13 protein-coding genes are annotated in these 18790 nt (G+C 71.2%); 6 read left to right on the top strand and 7 right to left on the bottom strand.

Annotated elements, in window-relative coordinates:
• Positions 1 to 281 precede the first annotated feature (281 nt).
• A complete protein-coding gene (locus tag TN53_RS29190; protein ID WP_046261693.1) occupies positions 282 to 1691 on the bottom strand; it encodes a PLP-dependent aminotransferase family protein in 1410 nt (469 codons plus the stop codon).
• 47 nt (positions 1692 to 1738) lie between these two features.
• Here TN53_RS29190 and TN53_RS29185 point away from each other — a divergent pair, with 47 nt between their 5' ends.
• The 5 genes from TN53_RS29185 to TN53_RS29165 all read left to right on the top strand — a co-directional run bounded on the left by TN53_RS29185 (position 1739) and on the right by TN53_RS29165 (position 7800).
• Complete coding sequence (locus tag TN53_RS29185) at positions 1739 to 2917, top strand: MFS transporter (RefSeq protein WP_046261692.1); 1179 nt, start codon at positions 1739 to 1741, stop codon at positions 2915 to 2917.
• A gap of 66 nt (positions 2918 to 2983) precedes the next feature.
• Complete coding sequence (locus TN53_RS29180) at positions 2984 to 4477, top strand: ABC transporter substrate-binding protein (RefSeq protein ID WP_046261691.1); 1494 nt, start codon at positions 2984 to 2986, stop codon at positions 4475 to 4477.
• Positions 4474 to 6213, top strand: a complete 1740-nt coding sequence (locus TN53_RS29175) for an ABC transporter permease subunit (protein ID WP_046261690.1) — start codon at positions 4474 to 4476, stop codon at positions 6211 to 6213. The genes TN53_RS29180 and TN53_RS29175 overlap by 4 nt, the downstream gene beginning before the upstream one ends.
• Complete coding sequence (locus TN53_RS29170; RefSeq protein ID WP_046261689.1) at positions 6203 to 7123, top strand: ABC transporter ATP-binding protein; 921 nt, start codon at positions 6203 to 6205, stop codon at positions 7121 to 7123. The genes TN53_RS29175 and TN53_RS29170 overlap by 11 nt, the downstream gene beginning before the upstream one ends.
• Positions 7120 to 7800, top strand: coding sequence for an ATP-binding cassette domain-containing protein (locus TN53_RS29165; protein WP_046261688.1), 681 nt, complete (start codon positions 7120 to 7122; stop codon positions 7798 to 7800). The genes TN53_RS29170 and TN53_RS29165 overlap by 4 nt, the downstream gene beginning before the upstream one ends.
• Here the strand turns inward: TN53_RS29165 and TN53_RS29160 are convergent.
• A complete protein-coding gene (locus TN53_RS29160) occupies positions 7787 to 8365 on the bottom strand; it encodes a TetR/AcrR family transcriptional regulator (protein ID WP_046261687.1) in 579 nt (192 codons plus the stop codon). The two genes, TN53_RS29165 and TN53_RS29160, sit on opposite strands and share 14 nt — an antisense overlap.
• A 76-nt stretch (positions 8366 to 8441) precedes the next feature.
• On the opposite strand from TN53_RS29160, the gene TN53_RS29155 reads away from it, so the two are divergent.
• Positions 8442 to 9971 (top strand): MFS transporter, encoded by a 1530-nt coding sequence (locus TN53_RS29155; RefSeq protein ID WP_046261686.1) that lies wholly within the window; start codon positions 8442 to 8444, stop codon positions 9969 to 9971.
• A gap of 62 nt (positions 9972 to 10033) precedes the next feature.
• On the opposite strand, the gene serA is transcribed toward TN53_RS29155, so the two are convergent.
• The 5 genes from serA to TN53_RS29130 form a co-directional block, all read right to left on the bottom strand.
• Positions 10034 to 11623: a phosphoglycerate dehydrogenase gene (serA, locus tag TN53_RS29150; RefSeq protein WP_046261685.1), complete on the bottom strand. Its 1590-nt coding sequence runs from the start codon at positions 11621 to 11623 to the stop codon at positions 10034 to 10036.
• Positions 11624 to 11853: 230 nt separating this feature from the next.
• Complete coding sequence (gene ilvC, locus TN53_RS29145; RefSeq protein ID WP_046261684.1) at positions 11854 to 12852, bottom strand: ketol-acid reductoisomerase; 999 nt, start codon at positions 12850 to 12852, stop codon at positions 11854 to 11856.
• Between the two features lie 117 nt (positions 12853 to 12969).
• On the bottom strand, positions 12970 to 13494 hold the full coding sequence (ilvN, locus tag TN53_RS29140; RefSeq protein ID WP_046261683.1) for an acetolactate synthase small subunit: 525 nt from the start codon (positions 13492 to 13494) through the stop codon (positions 12970 to 12972).
• A gap of 21 nt (positions 13495 to 13515) precedes the next feature.
• Positions 13516 to 15366, bottom strand: coding sequence for an acetolactate synthase large subunit (locus TN53_RS29135; protein ID WP_046261682.1), 1851 nt, complete (start codon positions 15364 to 15366; stop codon positions 13516 to 13518).
• Positions 15367 to 15601: 235 nt separating this feature from the next.
• On the bottom strand, positions 15602 to 18595 hold the full coding sequence (locus TN53_RS29130) for a putative bifunctional diguanylate cyclase/phosphodiesterase (protein ID WP_046261681.1): 2994 nt from the start codon (positions 18593 to 18595) through the stop codon (positions 15602 to 15604).
• Between the last annotated feature and the right edge of the window lie 195 nt (positions 18596 to 18790).

Raw genomic sequence — 18790 nt, 5'->3', positions numbered from 1 at the left:
CCCCTACCCGTCCCATCCTCCAGGGGCTGCCGCCCCTTCGACCCCGCTCCCAGGGGGCTCCGCCCCCTGGACCCCCATCGGCCCGAAAGGCCTCGTCCTCAAACGCCGGACGGGCTGAAAAATGCGGGTGGGTGGGGGATCGGGACGGCAAACCCTCGTCCTCGAACGCCGGACCGGCTGAAATACCTGGACCGGCATCGAGAAGCGCAGCCACCCGCAGGTGGGTGGGGCACCGGACGCCGCCACCTCGATCCAAGGCGGCATCCGCAACGAGCGGTGGCTCAGGCACCGTCGAGAAGATCCGCCACCGCCGCCACCCCGTCCGTGATCGCACGCTCCGTCACATTGCCGAATCCCAGGACGAGTTGAGGTGGTTCCGCGGCCCCCGACGTGCGGCACGCGCTCATGCCGTACAGGCCGACCCCGCGGGTGCGAGCCGCGTCGACGAGTGCGTGTTCGTCCGCTGTGGCGGGCAGATGGGCCACCGCGTGGAACCCCGCCGCCATCCCGGACAGCCGCACCGCCGGGGCGTGCGCGGTCAGGGCCTCGACCAGGGCGGTACGGCGGGTGGCGTACGTCGTGCGCATCCGGCGCAGATGGCGGTCGTAGCGGCCGGACTCGATGAGACGGGCGAGGGCGAGTTGGTCGAGGGTGGGTGAGCCGCGGTCGGTGACGCGTTTGAGGTCGGTGACCAGGTCGGCCAGAACCGGCGGGCACAGCAGCCAGCCCAGTCGCAGGGCGGGGGCCAGTGACTTGCTGACCGTGCCGATGGAGATCACCCGGTCCGCCGCCAATCCCTGGAGCGCACCGACCGGTTCGCGGTCGTAGCGGAACTCGGCGTCGTAGTCGTCCTCGATGACGTACGCGTCCTGGCGCACGGCCCAGTCGATCAGCGCATGGCGGCGGTCGGGCGCCAGCACGACTCCCGTCGGCCACTGGTGGGCCGGGGTGACGATCACGGCCCGGGCGCCGGTGGCCGCCAACTCCCCTACGTCCAGACCCTCTTCGTCGACGGGAACCGGTACGGCCGTCAGTCCCGCCGCCTCGGCGGCCGCCCGCGCGGTGGCCGGGCCGCCCGGGTCCTCGTACGCCACGACCCGCACACCCCTGCGGGCGAGGGCGCCCAGGGCGAGGCTCAGCCCCTGCGCGTAGCCCGAGCAGACCACGGTCCTGGCGGGGTCGGCGGCGGCGCCGCGCACCCGGCGCAGATATCCGGCGACGACCTCGCGCAGGGCCGAACTCCCGCGCGGGTCACCGTAGTCGAGGTCGGCGGTGGGCATGTGCCGGGCCGCTTCCCTGGTGGCCCAGAGCCAGTCGGCGAGCGGGAAGGAGGTCAGGTCCGGCACCCCGTGGCGAAAGTCGGCGATCAGCCGGGGGTGGGGGTCGGGCGGGTGTGCCCGGGCGGGCTGCGACGGCTGGGCGCAGGCCGCCACGCGGGTGGCCGAGCCGACGCGGGTCACGAGGTAGCCCTCGGCCTGGAGTTGGGCGTAGCAGTCCTGGACGAGACCACGGGACAGACCGAGCTCGCGCGCGAGTTCCCGGGAGGACGGGAGGCGTTCGCCGGCCTGGAGCCGCCCGGTGCGGATCGCGTCCCGCAGCTGCCCCTCCACCTGCGCGGACAGCCGCTGTGTGCTGTCCCGGTCGACGGTCAGAAGCAGCTCGGGCGACAGACCGGCCCATTGCAGTGGCATGGAATTGGAGCTTAGCGGAGGGCCGGTGCGACCCTACCGTCGACGGTATGACGACTTCGGCCAAGCACCCCGCGCGGACGACCGGTTCACGTCCGCCCCTGCTCACCCGGCCCCTGCTGCTCCGTTTCGTGAGCCTGATCGGGGCGACCGTCAGCTTCTTCCTGCTGCTGTCGGTCGTACCCGCCTACGCGGCCGAGTCGGGCGGCGGGGGTGCGGCGGGCCTCGCCACCGGTGCCCTGATGCTCTCCACGGTCCTCGGTGAACTGGTCACTCCCCGGCTGGTCGCACGTTTCGGATACCGGGTGGTCCTGATCGCCGGTCTGTTCCTGCTCGGCGCCCCTGCTCTGGCGCTGACCGCCTCGCGGGACATCGGGTGGATCGTGGCCGTGTGTCTGGTGCGCGGACTGGGCTTCGCGCTCACCATCGTCGCGGGCGGCGCCCTGACCGCGACGCTGATCCCGGCCGAGCGCCGGGGCGAGGGCCTTGCCGTGGTGGGCGTGGTGTCCGGGGTGCCGTCGCTGGTCGCGCTGCCGCTCGGGCTGTGGCTGACGGAGCACGCGGGATACGGGACCGTCGCGGCCGTCGGCGGCGCTGCCGCACTCGCCGCGATCGTCTCGGTGTTCGGTCTGCCGGACCACGGCGCGAGCGCCGAGCGGCCGGTCGGTGTGGTCCGCGGGCTGCGCACCGGCGCCCTGCTGCGCCCGGTTCTCATCTTCGGCGCCACCGCGACGGCCGCCGGAATCCTGGTCACCTTCCTGCCGCTGGCGGCCGGTTCGGCGTCCTCCGCAGTGATCGCGTCGGCCCTTTTCGCCCAGCCCGCGGCCGCGACCGTCACCCGCTGGCTGGCGGGCCGGCACGGCGACCGGCACGGCAGCGCCGGACTCGTCCTGCCCGGCCTGCTCCTGTCTGCGGCGGGCGTGCTGCTCACCGCCGCGACCGGCAGCCCGGTCGCCGTCGTCGCGGGATCGGCGCTGTTCGGGGCCGGCTTCGGCATCGCCCAGAACGCCACCCTGACCTTCATGTACGCCCGGGTCTCCGCCTCTTCGTACGGCACGGTCAGCGCACTGTGGAATCTCGCCTACGACGGTGGCATGGGCGTCGGCGCGGCGGGCTTCGGCGTCCTCGCCGGACTGACCGGCTATCCATGGGCGTTCGCGGCGACGGCCGCACTGATGCTGGTCGCGCTGGTCCCGGCGCTGCGCGATCTCCGTCACACTGATTACTGAAAACGATTGTCATCGTGTTAGCGTCGGCGCACTCACCCTTGACCACCCCTTTACCCGGAGGGTTCCGTGCGCCTGCCCGCCCGTCACCTGTTCACGGCCGCCGTGGCGTCCACTCTGCTCACCGGCTGTTTCTCCGGTGCCTCCGCCGAGGGTGAGGGCGACGGCGACGGTGACGGCAGGCGCGTCCGGGTCGCGATGATGCAGCCCCCGCGCTCGGCCCTCTCCCCGCTCTCCGACGACGCGTTCAAGCTGTCCCGCTGGTCGACGGCGGAGACCCTCGTGAAGCTCGACGCCGACGGGGACGCCGAGCCCGCGCTCGCCACCGAGTGGCAGCAGTCCGGCAGGACCTGGACGTTCGAGATACGCGACGGCGTCACCTTCCACGACGGCACGAAGCTCGACGCCGAGGCCGTCGTACGCTCACTCACCACCGCCGCCACCGCCTCCCCCAAGCCCCGCATCCTCGACGGCGTCGAACTGACCGCGAAGGCGAAGGACTCGGACACCGTCACCGTCACCACCGCCGACAAGGACCCCCTCGTCCCGCAGCGGCTCAGCTCGCCCCAGCTGTCGATCCTCGCCGCGAAGGCCTACCGCGGGAAGACGGTGAACCCCGTCGGCGCCGGCACCGGCCCCTTCGAGCTCACCGAGGTCGACGGCACCTCCTCCGCCACCCTCGACCGCTACGACGCCTACTGGGGCGGCAAGGCCAAGTCCCCCGGTATCGACGTGACGTTCGTGCCCGACGGCACCGCCCGGGCCGCCGCCCTTCGCAGCGGTGAGGCCGACATCGTCGAGGCGGTCCCCGTCTCCCAGGCCGCGCTCCTGGACGAGGACCTGATCACCGAGGTCCCGATGCCGCGCACCAACACCCTCTACCTCAACACCGAGAAGGGCGTCTTCAAGGACGCCGCCCTGCGTGCCGCCGCCCGCGAGGCGATCGACGCCGAATCGATCGTGAAGGGCGTGTACGAGGGGCGGGCGGATGTCGCCGAGGGGCTGCTCGGGCCGGCGCTGCCGTGGGCCGCCGAACTGCGGTCGAGCCTGCGGCGCACCACCGCCGCCGAGCCGAACGGTCGGACCGTCACCATCGGCACCTTCACCGACCGCGCCGAACTCCCCGAGGTCGCCGCCACCCTCCAACAGCAGCTCCAGAACGCCGGGTTCAAGGTGAAGCTCGACGTCCGCGAGTACGCCAACATCGAGTCCGACGCCCTCGCCGGCGAGTTCGACGCCTTCATCCTCTCCCGCGCGACCGTCCTCGACTCCGGCGACCCGGCCGCCTACCTCTACAGCGACTTCGCCTCCGACGGCTCCTTCAACATCTCCCAGCTCGCCGACGCCCAGGTGGACGCCGCCCTGAAGAAGGCCGGCGGGACCGAGACCGGCGAGGCCCGGCGCAAGGCCGTCATCGCGGCCGAGGCCGCCGTGCTCGGCACCGACGCGGCCGTCCCGATGCTGCACGAGCGCGTGATCCAGGGCGACGCCGCCGACGTCGTGGACGCCGCGCACGACCCGCGCGAGCGTGAGCTGGTCACGGCCGACACGTACGTCAAGTGAGGCCGACCGCGGCCGGGGTGACCCGGGTCCTGTGTCTGGTCGGGGTCGTGACCGCCGTCGGTCTGCTCCCCTGGCTCTCCGGCAGGGACCCGGCGCTCACCGTCCTGCGCGCCCGTTCCGCCGAGCAGGAGCCGACGAAGGAGGCCCTGGACGCCGTACGACAGGATCTCGGCCTCGACGCGGGTCCCCTTTCGCTGCTGGGGAGTTGGGCGTCCGATCTGCTGCACGGGGACCTCGGAACCTCGTGGGTGTCGGGTACCGACGTGCTGCCGTCCGTCGTGTCCGGGCTCCAGGTGTCGCTGGCGCTGATGGGCGCGGCCTTCGCCGTCGCGGTGCTGCTCGCGGGTGCGCTGGTCGCGCCCGTGCTGGTACGGGGGCGCAGGTCGGCCGGGGCCTTCGCGGCGATGCTGGCCGCCGTGCCCGAATTCCTGCTGGCCACCGTCGCGTTGCTGGTCTGCGGGGTGTGGCTGGGCTGGCTGCCGACCTCCGGCTGGCAGGGTCCGGCGTACCTGGTCCTGCCCGCCCTCGCCCTCGGCGTCCCCGCGGGCGGGCTGCTCGGGCGGCTGGTCGCGGACGCGCTGCCCGCCGTGCTCGACGAGCGGTGGGTGGAGCTGTGGCGCGGGGCCGGGGTCGGCAGGGCCCGGGTCTCCGCGGCCGCCCTACGGCGCGTACTGCCGCCTCTCGTCCCGCAGTTCGGGATGGCCGCCGTCGGGCTCACCGGGGGCGCGGTCGCCGTGGAGACGGTGTTCGCGGTGCCGGGGATCGGGCGTACGGCGCTGGGGGCCGCCAAGTCGCAGGACCTGCCGCTTCTCCAGGGTGCGGTGCTCGCCCTGCTGCTGCTCGGGCTGGCCGTGGGGGCGTTGTCCGCGCTCACCCGGCGCCGGCTGCTGGGTCCGGCCCTGCGGGACGCCTCACTCACCCTGCCGCCGGCCCGGCCGGTCCGTACCCACCCGGCGATCCCGTCGACCCTGTTCGCCGTCCTCGCCGTGGCGATCGGCTGGGGTCTGCTGCGCGACCCGTACGCGATCGACACCGCGAACCGGCTGGCCTCTCCCACCTGGTCGCATCCGCTCGGCACCGACGGCCTCGGCCGTGACGTCCTGGCCCGGCTCGGGCACGGCGCCGCCTCCACGGTCGGCACGGCCGCCGCCGTCTGTCTGCTGAGCCTGCTGGTCGCGCTGGCGCTCGGTTTCCTGCCCGGTGTCGCGGCGGGCGCGGCGGACATCGCCAACGCCCTGCCCCCGGTGATCGTCGGCATCCTGGTCGCCGCGGTGGCCGGACCCGGCACGGGCGGTGCGGCTCTCGCGGTCGCCCTGATCTCGTGGCCGCCGCTGGCCGCGCATGCGGCGGCGCTGGTGCAGGAGGTACGGGCGTCCTCCTTCCTGATGGCCCAACGCGCCATCGGCGCACCGCCCTTGTGGATCCTGACCCGGCACGTCCTGCCCTCGGTGGCCGCTCCCGTCGCCCGGCACGCCCTGCTGCGGCTGCCCGGCATCGCGCTCGCCCTGGCCTCGCTGGGCTTCCTGGGCCTGGGCGCCCAGCCGCCCGCCCCGGAGTGGGGCCTGCTGCTCGACGAGTCCCGCGCCTATGTCGAACGCGCCCCCTGGGCAGCCCTCGCCCCGGCTGTGGCGCTGGCCCTGCTGGCGGGGCTGGCGGTGTCGGGGGCGTCGTACGCGCAGGGCCGGAACGTCACGAAGGGCCGGCGAGCCGTGAGGGAGGCCCCCGTTGGAGTCTGAAGCACTGCTGTCGGTACACGATCTGCGGATCGCCTTCGACGGCGTCGAGGCCGTACGCGGGCTGTCCTTCGACATCCGTCCCCGCGAAGTGCTGGCGATCGTCGGCGAGTCGGGCGCGGGCAAGTCCCTGACCGCGCGGGCGCTGCTGGGAATGCTGCCGAAGGACGCGACGGCGACAGGGACCGTCCGGCCGGACCTCTCCGCCGAGCGCGGGAGCCGCATCGCCCTGGTCCCCCAGGACGCCCTGTCCGCCCTCTCCCCCGTACATCCGGTGGGCGACCAACTCGCGGCCTCCGTAAGGTCGGTGGCCCGCGTCTCCCGCAAGGAGGCCCGGGCGCGCGCGATCGCGGCACTCGACCGGGTGGGCATCCCGGATGCCGCGCGCCGGGCACGGTCGTATCCGCACGAGTTCTCGGGCGGTATGCGCCAGCGTGCGGTCGTCGCGATGGCCACGATCAACGAACCCGACATCCTGGTCGCCGACGAACCCACCACCGCCCTCGACGAGGAACGCCGCGAGCAGGTGCTCCGGGTCCTGGCCGAGCAACGGGAGGCGGTCGGCGCCGCGCTCGTCCTGGTCACGCACGACCTGGACGTCGTACGGCGGCACGCGGACCGCGCGCTGGTCATGTACGCCGGTCGACTGACCGAACTCGGCCCGGCGCAGGAGGTACTGGCCCGTCCGCGGGCCCCGTACACGGCGGGCCTGCTGGCGTCCCTCCCGCAGCACGCCCGGGGCCGCCGCCTTCCCGTCCTCCCCGGCACACCCCCGGCCCCGGGAGCGCTTCCGCCGGGCTGCGCCTTCGCCCCGCGCTGTCCGCTCGCGACCGACTCCTGTCGCCGCGAGGAGCCTGAACCGCGACGGGTGGACGGGCGGTTGGTCTCCTGCCACCACTGGGAGAGAGTGTGAGCACACCCCTTCTCGACGTCCGCGCCCTCGTCGTCCGCCACGGTGCCGTGACCGCGGTGGACCGTGTCGGCTTCTCCCTGGAGGCCGGCGAGACCCTCGCTCTCAACGGCCCCTCCGGCTGCGGAAAGTCCTCCACCGCGCTGGCGGTGCTTCAGCTGCGCCGCCCTGACTCCGGCGAAGTGCGCTTCGAGGGCCGGGAGTTGACGGCCATGACGGAGCGCGAACTCCGCCCTCTCCGCCCGCGCATGCAGCCCGTCTTCCAGGACCCCTACGGCTCCCTCAGCCCCCGCCATCGCATCCGGGACGCGGTCGCGGAACCGCTGAAGGTCCAGGGCCGCTGGGCCGCCACGGCCGGCCCTGCCCGGGTGGCCGAACTCCTCGACCGGGTCGGCCTCGACCCGTCGTACGGCGACCGGTATCCGCACGAGCTCTCCGGCGGCCAGTGCCAACGCGCGGGGATCGCCCGGGCGTTGGCCTCCGAGCCACGCCTTCTGGTGCTGGACGAGCCGGTGTCGGCGCTGGACCCGTCGGTGCGGGCCGGGGTGCTGAACCTGTTGGCCGACCTCCAGGACGAGCTGGGTCTCGGCTATCTGTTCATCTGCCACGACCGGGCGGTCGTACGGCACTTCGCGGACCGCGCCCTGGAGATGCGGGACGGGCGGATCAGCTCTTCTTGACCCCGGCGATCACCTGGCGCAGCCCTTCGGCGAGCTGCTCCGCGCCGGGCGCGGTGTTCGGGTCGAACTGCCACTGCGCGATGAGACCCGTCATCAGCGTCACATAGAACATGCCGAGGGTGTCCGCGGTCTCGTCCGAGACATCCTCCTCACGCCCGCCCATGAGCATGGGGATGAGCCCGCGCCCGGCTTCGCGCTGGGCCCGCGCCAGATGGTCGCGCACCTCGGGCAGCTGGTCGCCCATGACCACGATCTCCATGCTGAGGTGCCAGAGCGAACCGGGCTCCCGCATGGTGGCGATGATGTTCGACCACACCTCCTGGAACCGCTCCAGGGAACCCGGCTCGGCGCTGGCGCTCCCGTCCCCCTCGAAGGCGTCCCCCATCCCCTCGGCCAGGGCCACATACGCCTCCGCCAGCAGCGTGTCCTTCGAGCCGTAGTGGTAGCCGATCGAGGCGAGGTTGGTCCCCGACTCCTTGACGATGTCGCGCGCCGTCGTGCGCACGAAGCCCTTGGCCAGCAGGCAGCGCTTGGCGCCTTCGAGCAGATCCTCACGGTGTCCCATGCGCTCACCCTATCTAGACAAGCGATTTATACAAGCGTCATAGACAAGCGTTTAAGACGTACGTATAGTCGCCGTCATGACGAACCCGACGAGCACTCCCGCCGGCACCCTCGCCGGTCGCCGTGAATGGACTGCCCTCACCGTCCTGATGCTTCCGCTGCTCCTGGTCTCGATGGACGTCTCCGTCCTCTACTTCGCGATCCCGTCGATCAGCGCGGACCTGGAGCCCAGCGGCACCCAGCAGCTGTGGATCTTCGACATCTACGCGTTCGTGCTGGCCGGCCTGCTGATGACGATGGGCTCGCTCGGCGACCGCATCGGCCACCGCAGGCTCCTGCTGATCGGCGCCGCCGCCTTCGGCGCCGCCTCGCTGGTGGCGGCGTACGCGAACAGCGCCGAGACCCTGATCGCCGCCCGCGCGGTCCTCGGCATCGGCGGCGCGACCCTGATGCCGTCGACGATGGCCCTGCTGCGCACGATGTTCACCGACCCCGGCCAGCGCGCGAAGGCGATCGGCCTGTGGTCCGGCGTGATGACGGCCGGGATCGCACTCGGCTCGGTGATGAGCGGAGTGCTGGTCGAGCACTTCTGGTGGGGCTCGGTCTTCCTGGTCAACCTGCCCGCGATGGCCCTGCTGCTGCTCCTCGGCCCGATGCTGCTCCCGGAGTCGAGGAACACCTCCCCCGGCCGCTTCGACTGGCTGAGCGTCCCGCTGTCGATGGCCGCCGTGCTCCCCGTGATCTACGGCCTCAAGGAGATCCCCTCGGAGGGCTGGAACGTCCGCTACGTCGTCTCGATCACCGTCGGTCTGCTCTTCGCGGCCCTCTTCGTCCACCGCCAGCGCACCACGGCCTCACCGATGATCGACCCGGCCCTGTTCCGCGGCCGCGGCTTCGCACCCTCCGTCGCCCTGAACCTCGTCTCGGCGTTCGGGATCATGGGGTCGGCCTACTTCACCACGCAGTACCTGCAGTCGGTGCTCGGCAAGAGCGCGCTGGAGTCGGCCCTGTGGGCACTGCTGCCGTCGGTGCCGATCGGGGCCGCGGCGCCGATCGCGGCCGCTCTGGTCCAGAAGGGCGTCAACCGCGCCCACGTCATCACCGCCGGTTTCGCGATCTCCGCGTGCGGCTTCGCGCTGCTGGCGTCGGCCGGTACGGACTCGATGTGGCTGGTGCTGGTCTCCTGCGCCGTCCTCGCGGTCGGCGGCGTCACCGTGATGTCCCAGATCATGGACCTCGCCATGGGCACCGCCCCGGTCGAGCGGGCCGGCACCGCGTCCTCCCTGATGGAGACGGGCTCGGAGTTCGGCGGCGCGCTGGGGATGGCGATCCTCGGCTCCATCGGTACGGCCGTCTACCGCCACGACATCCCGGCCTCCGCGCCCGACGTGGCCCACGAGACGCTGGGCGGAGCGCTGGCGGTCGCCGATCAGGTGCCCGGACTGGCGACCGTGGCCCGGGAGGCGTTCACCAACGGGATGCAGGGGGCGTCGATCGCGGGGGCGGTGGTTCTCGCGGGGGCGGCGGTGCTGGCGGCGGTGATGCTGCGGGGGGTCGAGGTGCGCCGGCCCGAGGAGGCTCCGGAGCCGGAGAAGTCGCTGGTGTGAGAGAGAAAGGCCGGGCCGGTCGAGGATGCCTCGACCGGCCCGGCCTTTCTGTCTGTCGGTCGTCAGACCAGGTTCACCGCACGAGCCGACGTCGCGCCGATCTCCTCGGCCACCTCGGCCAGCACGCCCGCCGGCACCGTGTCGTCGACGGTCAGTACGGCCAGCGCCTCGCCGCCGGCCACCGCACGGGACACCTGCATGCCGGCGATGTTGATGCCGGCCTCGCCGAAGACGCGGCCCACGGTGCCGACGACGCCCGGGCGGTCCTCGTACTTGAGGACGACCATGTGATCGGCGAGGGCCAGGTCGACGTCGTACTCGCCGACCGCGACGATCTTCTGGAGGTGCTTGGGGCCGGCCAGCGTGCCGGAGACCGCGACCTCCTCGCCGTTGCCCAGCGTGCCGCGCACGGTGACGACGTTGCGGTGGTCGGCCGACTCCGAGCTGGTCGTCAGGCGCACCTCGACGCCGCGCTCCTGCGCGAACAGCGGGGCGTTGACGTACGACACGGTCTCGTCGACGACGTCCTCGAAGACACCCTTGAGGGCGCTGAGCTCCAGCACCTTCACGTCGTGCTGGGTGATCTCGCCGTAGACCTCGACGTCGAGGCGGACCGCGACCTCACCGGCGAGCGCGGTGAAGATCCGGCCGAGGCGCTCGGCGAGCGGCAGGCCCGGCTTGACGTCCTCGGCGATGACGCCGCCCTGGACGTTGACCGCGTCCGGGACCAGCTCACCGGCGAGCGCGAGGCGCACGGAGCGGGCGACGGCGATACCGGCCTTCTCCTGGGCCTCGTCGGTGGAGGCGCCGAGGTGCGGGGTGCAGACGACCTCGTCGAGCTCGAAGAGCGGGGAGTCCGTGCAGGGCTCCTTCGCGTACACGTCGAGGCCGGCGCCGGCGACGCGGCCCTCCTTGAGCGCCGAGAACAGCGCCGTCTCGTCGACGATCCCGCCGCGCGCGGCGTTGACGATGCGCACGCTCGGCTTGACCTTGTGCAGGGCCTCGTCGCCGATGAGACCGAGGGTCTCGGGGGTCTTGGGCAGGTGCACGGTGATGAAGTCGGAGACCTCGAGCAGCTCGTCGAGGGAGAGGACCTTCACGCCCATCTGCGCGGCCCGAGCGGGCTGCACGTAGGGGTCGTAGGCCACGACCTTCATACCGAAGGCCGACATGCGCTGGGCGACGAGCGCGCCGATGCGGCCGAGGCCGACGACACCGAGGGTCTTCTCCGCCAGCTCGACACCCGTGTACTTGCTGCGCTTCCACTCGCCGTTCTTCAGGGCGGTGTTGGCCTGCGGGATGTGGCGCGCGGTGGCCAGCAGCAGACCGCAGGCCAGCTCGGCGGCGGTGACGATGTTGGAGGTGGGGGCGTTGACGACCATCACGCCGGCCTTGGTGGCGGCGGAGACGTCGACATTGTCCAGGCCGACGCCGGCTCGCGCGACGACCTTCAGCTTCTTGGCTGCGGCGATCGCCTCGGCGTCCACCTTGGTGGCGGAGCGGATCAGGATCGCGTCCACGTCGGCGATGGCGGGCAGCAGCTCGGCCCGGTCGGCGCCGTTGCACTGCCGGATCTCGAAGTCCGGGCCAAGCGCGTCGACGGTCGCGGGCGACAGCTCTTCAGCGATGAGTACGACAGGTTTCGAGCTCACGTGAGTCCTCACATGTCCAATGCGGACGGCCGTCCCGACGGCCGCATGCGGTGGAGGTGGCAAGCCGCGTGGAAGACGCACGACGCTGTGGGCCTGACGCGAATGTTGTGCGCCAGTGTAGTGGCGCGGCGGAGGTCGTCTTGCGCCTCTGCGGAAGGATCACCCGTCCGTGCTTCGACGGGCTGGACAACGGGGCCGGAGCATGGCGCTCCGGCCCCGTCATCCGAGGCTTACGCCTCCTCGTCCACCCAGCTCATCAGCTTGCGCAGCTGCTTGCCGGTGGTCTCCAGGAGGTGCTCGGAGTCCTGCTGCTTGTACTCGTTGTACTTCTTCAGACCGCCGTGGTACTCGGCCATCCACTCACGCGCGAAGGTGCCGTCCTGGATCTCGGCGAGGACCTTCTTCATCTCGGCCTTGGTGGCGTCCGTGATGATGCGGGGACCGGTGACGTAGTCGCCCCACTCGGCGGTCTCGGAGACGGACCAGCGCATCTTCTCCAGGCCGCCCTCGTACATGAGGTCGACGATCAGCTTCAGCTCGTGCAGGCACTCGAAGTACGCGATCTCGGGCTGGTAGCCCGCCTCGGTCAGCGTCTCGAAACCGGCCTTCACCAGCGCGGCCGTACCACCGCAGAGAACGGCCTGCTCACCGAAGAGGTCGGTCTCGGTCTCCTCGGTGAAGGTCGTCTTGATGACGCCCGCGCGGGTACCGCCGATGCCCTTGGCGTACGACAGGGCCAGCGCGAAGGCGTTGCCCGTGGCGTCCTGCTCGACGGCCGCGATGCACGGAACGCCGCGACCCTCCTCGTACTGGCGACGGACGAGGTGGCCCGGACCCTTCGGGGCGACCATGCAGACGTCGATGCCGGCCGGGGGCTTGATGAAGTCGAAGCGGATGTTCAGACCGTGGCCGAAGAACAGCGCGTCGCCGTCGTTGAGGTTGTCCTTGATGGACTCCTCGTAGACCTGGGCCTGGATCGGGTCCGGCACCAGGATCATGATGACGTCGGCCTCGGCGGCGGCCTCCGACGGCGTCACCACGCGCAGGCCCTGCTCCTCGGCCTTGGCCTTGGACTTCGAGCCCTCGTGCAGACCCACCCGGACGTCGACACCCGAGTCACGCAGCGACAGCGCGTGGGCGTGGCCCTGGCTGCCGTAACCGATGACCGCGACCTTGCGGCCCTGGATGATGGACAGGTCGGCGTCGGCGTCGTAGAACAGCTCGGCCACTTTGGGTTCTCTCCTTGAGTGCAGGTGTTGCTTCCCACCGTATGACGGCGGGGTGAAGTGAAGTTTCGGGGTCTCGCCATACGGGCGGCCGATGATCGCGACCGCCCGTGTCAAGCGTCACGCAGATCGGTCGAGGGCGCGCAGTGAGCGGTCCGTGATCGAACGGGCGCCGCGGCCGATGGCGATCGTGCCGGACTGGACGAGCTCCTTGATGCCGAACGGCTCCAGCATCTTGAGCATGGCCTCCAGCTTGTCGCTGCCGCCGGTGGCCTCGATGGTGACGGCCTCCGGGGAGACGTCGACGGTCTTGGCGCGGAACAGCTGGACGATCTCGACGATCTGCGAGCGCGTCTCGTTGTCGGCGCGCACCTTCACCAGAACGAGTTCACGCTGAACGGCGTTCGCCGGTTCGAGCTCGACGATCTTGAGCACCTCGACGAGCTTGTTGAGCTGCTTGGTGACCTGCTCGAGGGGCAGCGCCTCGACGCTCACCACGATCGTGATGCGGGAGATGTCGGCGTGCTCGGTGACACCGACGGCGAGCGAGTCGATGTTGAAGCCGCGGCGGGAGAAGAGCGCGGCGATGCGGGCGAGGATGCCCGGCTTGTTCTCCACCAGGACGGAGAGCGTGTGCTTGGACATGATCTTTTACGTCTCTCTCGCTCAGTCGTCTTCGTTGTCGCCGAAGTCGGGGCGGACGTCCCGGGCGGCCAGGATCTCGTCGTTGGAGGTGCCGGCGGCGACCATCGGCCACACCATCGCGTCCTCGTGGACGATGAAGTCGACGACGACCGGGCGGTCGTTGATGGAGTTCGCCTCTTCGATGACCTTGTCGAGGTCGTCCGGGGACTCACAGCGGATCGCGTAGCAGCCCATGGCCTCCGACAGCTTCACGAAGTCGGGGACGCGGGTGCCCCTGGCCTCCGGGTTGACGTCTTCGGGGCCGGAGTGCAGCACGGTGTTGGAGTACCGCTGGTTGTAGAAGAGGGTCTGCCACTGGCGGACCATCCCGAGGGCACCGTTGTTGATGATGGCGACCTTGATCGGGATGTTGTTCAGGGCGCAGGTGGTGAGCTCCTGATTGGTCATCTGGAAGCAGCCGTCGCCGTCGATCGCCCAGACCGTCTGGTCCGGGGCTCCGGCCTTGGCTCCCATCGCGGCCGGGACCGCGTAGCCCATCGTTCCGGCGCCGCCGGAGTTCAGCCAGGTCGCGGGCTTCTCGTACTGGATGTAGTGCGCGGACCACATCTGGTGCTGGCCCACGCCCGCGGCGAAGATCGTGCCCTCCGGCGCGAGTTGACCGATGCGCTCGATGACCTGCTGCGGGGACAGCGTCCCGTTGGTGGGCTGGTCGTAGCCGAGCGGGTAGGTGTCGCGCCAGCGGTTGAGGTCCTTCCACCAGGAGGTGTAGTCGCCCTGGTGGCCCTCGCTGTGCTCCTTCTGCACCGCCTGGACCAGGTCGGCGATGACCTCGCGGGCATCCCCGACGATCGGCACGTCCGCGGCGCGGTTCTTGCCGATCTCGGCCGGGTCGATGTCGGCGTGGACGATCTTGGCGTACGGGGCGAAGCTGTCCAGCTTGCCGGTGACGCGGTCGTCGAAGCGGGCTCCGAGGGCGACGATCAGGTCGGCCTTCTGCAGCGCGGTGACGGCGGTGACCGCACCGTGCATGCCCGGCATTCCCACGTGCAGCGGGTGGCTGTCGGGGAATGCGCCGAGCGCCATCAGGGTGGTGGTGACGGGCGCTCCGGTGAGCTCGGCGAGAACCTTGAGCTCCGCGGTGGCGTGTGCCTTGATGACACCGCCGCCGACGTAGAGGACGGGCCGCTTGGCGTTGGTGATGAGCTTCGCGGCCTCGCGGATCTGCTTGGCGTGCGGCTTGGTGACGGGCCGGTAGCCGGGCAGGTCCATGGCGGGCGGCCAGGAGAAGGTGGTCCGTGCCTGGAGGGCGTCCTTGGCGATGTCGACCAGGACCGGGCCGGGGCGGCCGGTGGAGGCGATGTGGAACGCCTGCGCGATCACCCGCGGGATGTCCTCGGCCTTGGTGACGAGGAAGTTGTGCTTGGTGATCGGCATCGTGATGCCGACGATGTCCGCCTCCTGGAAGGCGTCCGTGCCGATCGCCTTGGACGCGACCTGCCCGGTGATCGCCACGAGCGGCACCGAGTCCATGTGTGCGTCCGCGATCGGCGTCACCAGGTTGGTGGCACCGGGTCCGGAGGTCGCCATGCAGACGCCGACCTTGCCGGTGGCCTGCGCGTAACCGGTGGCCGCGTGGCCGGCGCCCTGCTCGTGACGGACCAGGACGTGGCGCACCCGCCGGGAGTCCATCAGCGGGTCGTACGCGGGCAGGATCGCACCGCCGGGGATGCCGAATACCGTCTCGGCGCCGACCTCCTCGAGAGAGCGGATGAGGGACTGCGCGCCCGTGACGTGCTCGGGGGCGGACTGCTGTCCTCCGGATCGGGGCCGCGGCTGCGGATGGGCCCCGGTGGCCTGCTCGGTCATCGTCATTCTCTTCTCGATGCTGAGGGTTTTTGCGAGGTTTGTACGGTGTGACGCTTTTTACGCCTGGTGTCTGTGCAACAAAAAACCCCTCGTGCCAAGAGGCAAGCGAGGGGAGCGCGCCGGGTGTGGTCGCTGGGAGTTCCGGGTCGATCCGGACGTCACCAGCTCAGCCGACGCGCTTTCCAAGTACGAGAATTCGGGTGCGCATGGCACTGACCCTCCCCCCGGCGCACACCCAGTGTCAAGCGGGTGGGACGGGAGTCTCATTATGTGAGCGAAGGGCACTTCCGCCTCCGAGAACAGCGGGCACACCACTTGTGTACACCCCCGCACCGCCCCCCGCGAACGCGGGCTCCGCCGGTCCGTGCGGAACCGGATAATGACCGGAACCGAGCGCCCGGCGCAGCCGGTACTCGTCCAATGGACCGGAAAACGCCATTCCCTGTCCATGTGTGCACCCCATCGCCCGCAGCGCCACGACCTGCTCGGGCAGATCCACGCCGTCGGCCACGGACTGCAGCCCGAGATCCCCGGCGATCCTGAGCAGCCCACTGGTGATCTTGTGCAGCCGCGCGGACTCCACGACCCCCTCGACCAGACTGCGGTCGAGTTTGAGCACGTCGACGGGGAGTCTGCGCAGTGCCGTGATCGCCGCGTATCCGCTTCCGAAGCCGTCCAGGGCGATCCGGACACCGAGCCTGCGCAGGGCGCCGAGACGGCGTTCCAGCTCGTCGAGGGAGACCCGGGGGTCGGTCTCGGACAGCTCGATGACCAGCGACCCGGAGGGCAGCCCGTGCCGGGTCAGCAGGGCCTCGATCGAGCCGAGCGGAAGGGAGCGGTCCAGCAGCCGGCGGGCGTTCATCCGGACGGACACCGGCATGGTCAGCCCGGTCGCGGCGCGCTCGGCGGCCTGGTCGACGGCCTCCTCCAGCATCCAGCGGCCCAGCTCGGCGGTCTTGTCGCTGTCCTCGGCGACCCTGAGGAACTCGGCCGGCGTGAAGAGCACCCCCTGCGAGGAGCGCCAGCGTGCCTGGGCGGCGACCGAGGTGATCCGGCCGTCCTCCAGGCAGACCACGGGCTGGTGCAGCAGCGCGAACTCGCCGTCGTGCAGTGCGGCGCGCAGGCGCGTGGCGAGCTCCGCCTTGCGTACGACGTCCTGCTGCATCTGGGGCGCGTACAGCTCGACGCGCCCCTTTCCGGCTGACTTGGCGCGGTACATGGCCAGGTCGGCGTTGCGCAGGATCTCGCCCGCGCCGAGACCCGGCTCGGAGAACGCGACGCCGATGGAGGCGGCGACGCGGACATCGTTGCCGTCGATGAGGTAGGGCTGCGAGAGCGTGATCCTGAGGCGGTCGGCGAGCTCCAGGATGTGCCGTTCACGGGCGCTGCGGTCACGGGTGCCGTCACCGACGATCAGGGCCGCGAACTCGTCGCCGCCGAGCCTGGACGCGGTGTCGCCGTGCCGGACCGCGTCCTGGAGTCTGCGGGCGGCCTGGACGAGCAGCTCGTCCCCGGCCTGGTGCCCGATCGTGTCGTTGACGGCCTTGAAGCCGTCGAGGTCGATGAAGAGGACGGCGGTGCCGCGGTCGGAGGCGCGGCGGCCGGAGAGCGCGTGCTGGACGCGCTTGGTGAACAGGGCGCGGTTGGGCAGGTCGGTGAGCGGGTCGTGTTCGGCGTTGTGCTGGAGCTGCGCCTGCAGGCGCACTCTTTCGGTCACGTCCCGGCTGTTGAAGATGAGGCCGCCGTGGTGGCGGTTGACGGTGGACTCGACATTGAGCCAGCCTCCGTCGCCGGACCGGAAACGGCACTCGATGCGCGTAGTGGGTTCATCGAGAGGGTTGGCGGCAAGGAAGCGGCGCACCTCGTGCACCACGCAGCCCAGGTCCTCCGGGTGGATGAGATTGGCCAGTTCGGTGCCCACGAGGTCCTCCGCGGGGCAGCCGTAGACACCGGCGGCGGCCGGGGAGACGTAGCGGAGGATCCCGTTGGGTGCGGCGATCATGATGACGTCGCTGGAGCCCTGCACCAGGGAGCGGAAGTGGTTCTCCTTCTGCGCCAGTTCCTGGGTGAGGGTGATGTTGTCGAGCAGCATGATGCCCTGGCGCACCACGAGGGCGAGCACGACGGTGCCGCCGGTGAGGAGCACCACGCGGTCGACGCTGTGGCCGTTGAGGACGTTGTAGAGGATGCCCAGCGTGCAGACGGCGGCGGCGAGATACGGAGTGAGCGCGGACAGGGAGCCGACAATGGGCCCCGCGGCCGGATACCGGCTGTGATCACCTCCCTGCGGGGGTGCGTGGTGATGGATGCCGCCGCGCTGTCCCGGCACATGCTCGTGGACCACGCGCGTGTGTCCCGCGCCGTCCTGCCCTTCGGTGCCCGGCTGCCCCTGGCGAGGTGCGGCCCAGGGCGCATAGGCGAGCAGGAGCGAGCCCGCGAACCAGCCCGCGTCCAGCAACTGGCCGGAGCGGTAGGCGTTCTGGACCAGCGGCGAGGTGAACAGGGCGTCGCACATGACGGTCAGGGCGAGTGCGCCGATCGCGGTGTTCACCGCCGTACGGTTCATCGCCGAGCGCCGGAAGTGCAGCGCGAGCACCATGCTGACCAGGGCGATGTCCAGCAACGGGTAGGCGAGCGACAGCGCGATCTGCGACACGCTCGACCCTTCGGACCGCGCCGCCTGGGCGAGGGCCAGGCTCCACGAGAGCGTGAGCAGCGAGCCGCCGATCAGCCAGGCGTCCAGACCGAGGCAGACCCAACCGGCCTTCGTCACCGGCCGTTTGGCGAGGACCAGCAGGCCCACGATGGCGGGCGGCGCGAAGCACAGGAAGAACCCGTCGGCGTAGCTGGGGGTGGGCACGGGCCGTTGCAGAACGACCTCGTACCACCCCCAGACCAGGTTGCCCAGGGACGCCATGGCGGAGGAGAGGGCGAACAGTATCCAGGCGAGTCGAAAGCGGACGCGCCGGTTACGGGCGTAGAGGAAGCAGGAGACGGCGGCGATGCCCGCCGCGGCACTCAGTCCGAAGTCGCCCATGATCAGCGCGACTTCCTGGGAGCCCCAGCCGAGCGCGGAACCGACGGCGTATCCCGCGCACACCAGGGCCAGTACGAGTTGGTGGACCAGGCTCGTCCGGCTGGCGGAGGCCGGCGGCCGGGGTGGCAGCGCCCCTGGCGAAGGCTGTGCCCGCAGCGCTCCGTTGAGGGTGGTCGTGGGAGGCGGCGGCGAACTCACCGAACCCTCCTGGTCCGCGCCGCTCCAGGGTCCCGGGAGTCCGGGGTCGCTGGATGCGCATGCCTCCTGCGGCTGCTGTGCCTGCGGTGGTGATGGCTGTGACGGCAGCTGTGGCTGCCGTGGTGACCGCGTCTGCGCGCGGCCGTGCGCCAGGGTCGCCGTCGGCGGCTTCGCCGCGTCGGATCGTTCGTCCAT

Source organism: Streptomyces sp. WM6386 (genome assembly GCF_000972385.1).
GTDB lineage: Bacteria > Actinomycetota > Actinomycetes > Streptomycetales > Streptomycetaceae > Streptomyces.
The sequence above is the reverse complement of the archived record's forward strand: the minus strand, read 5'-3'. Positions and strand labels throughout refer to the sequence as shown.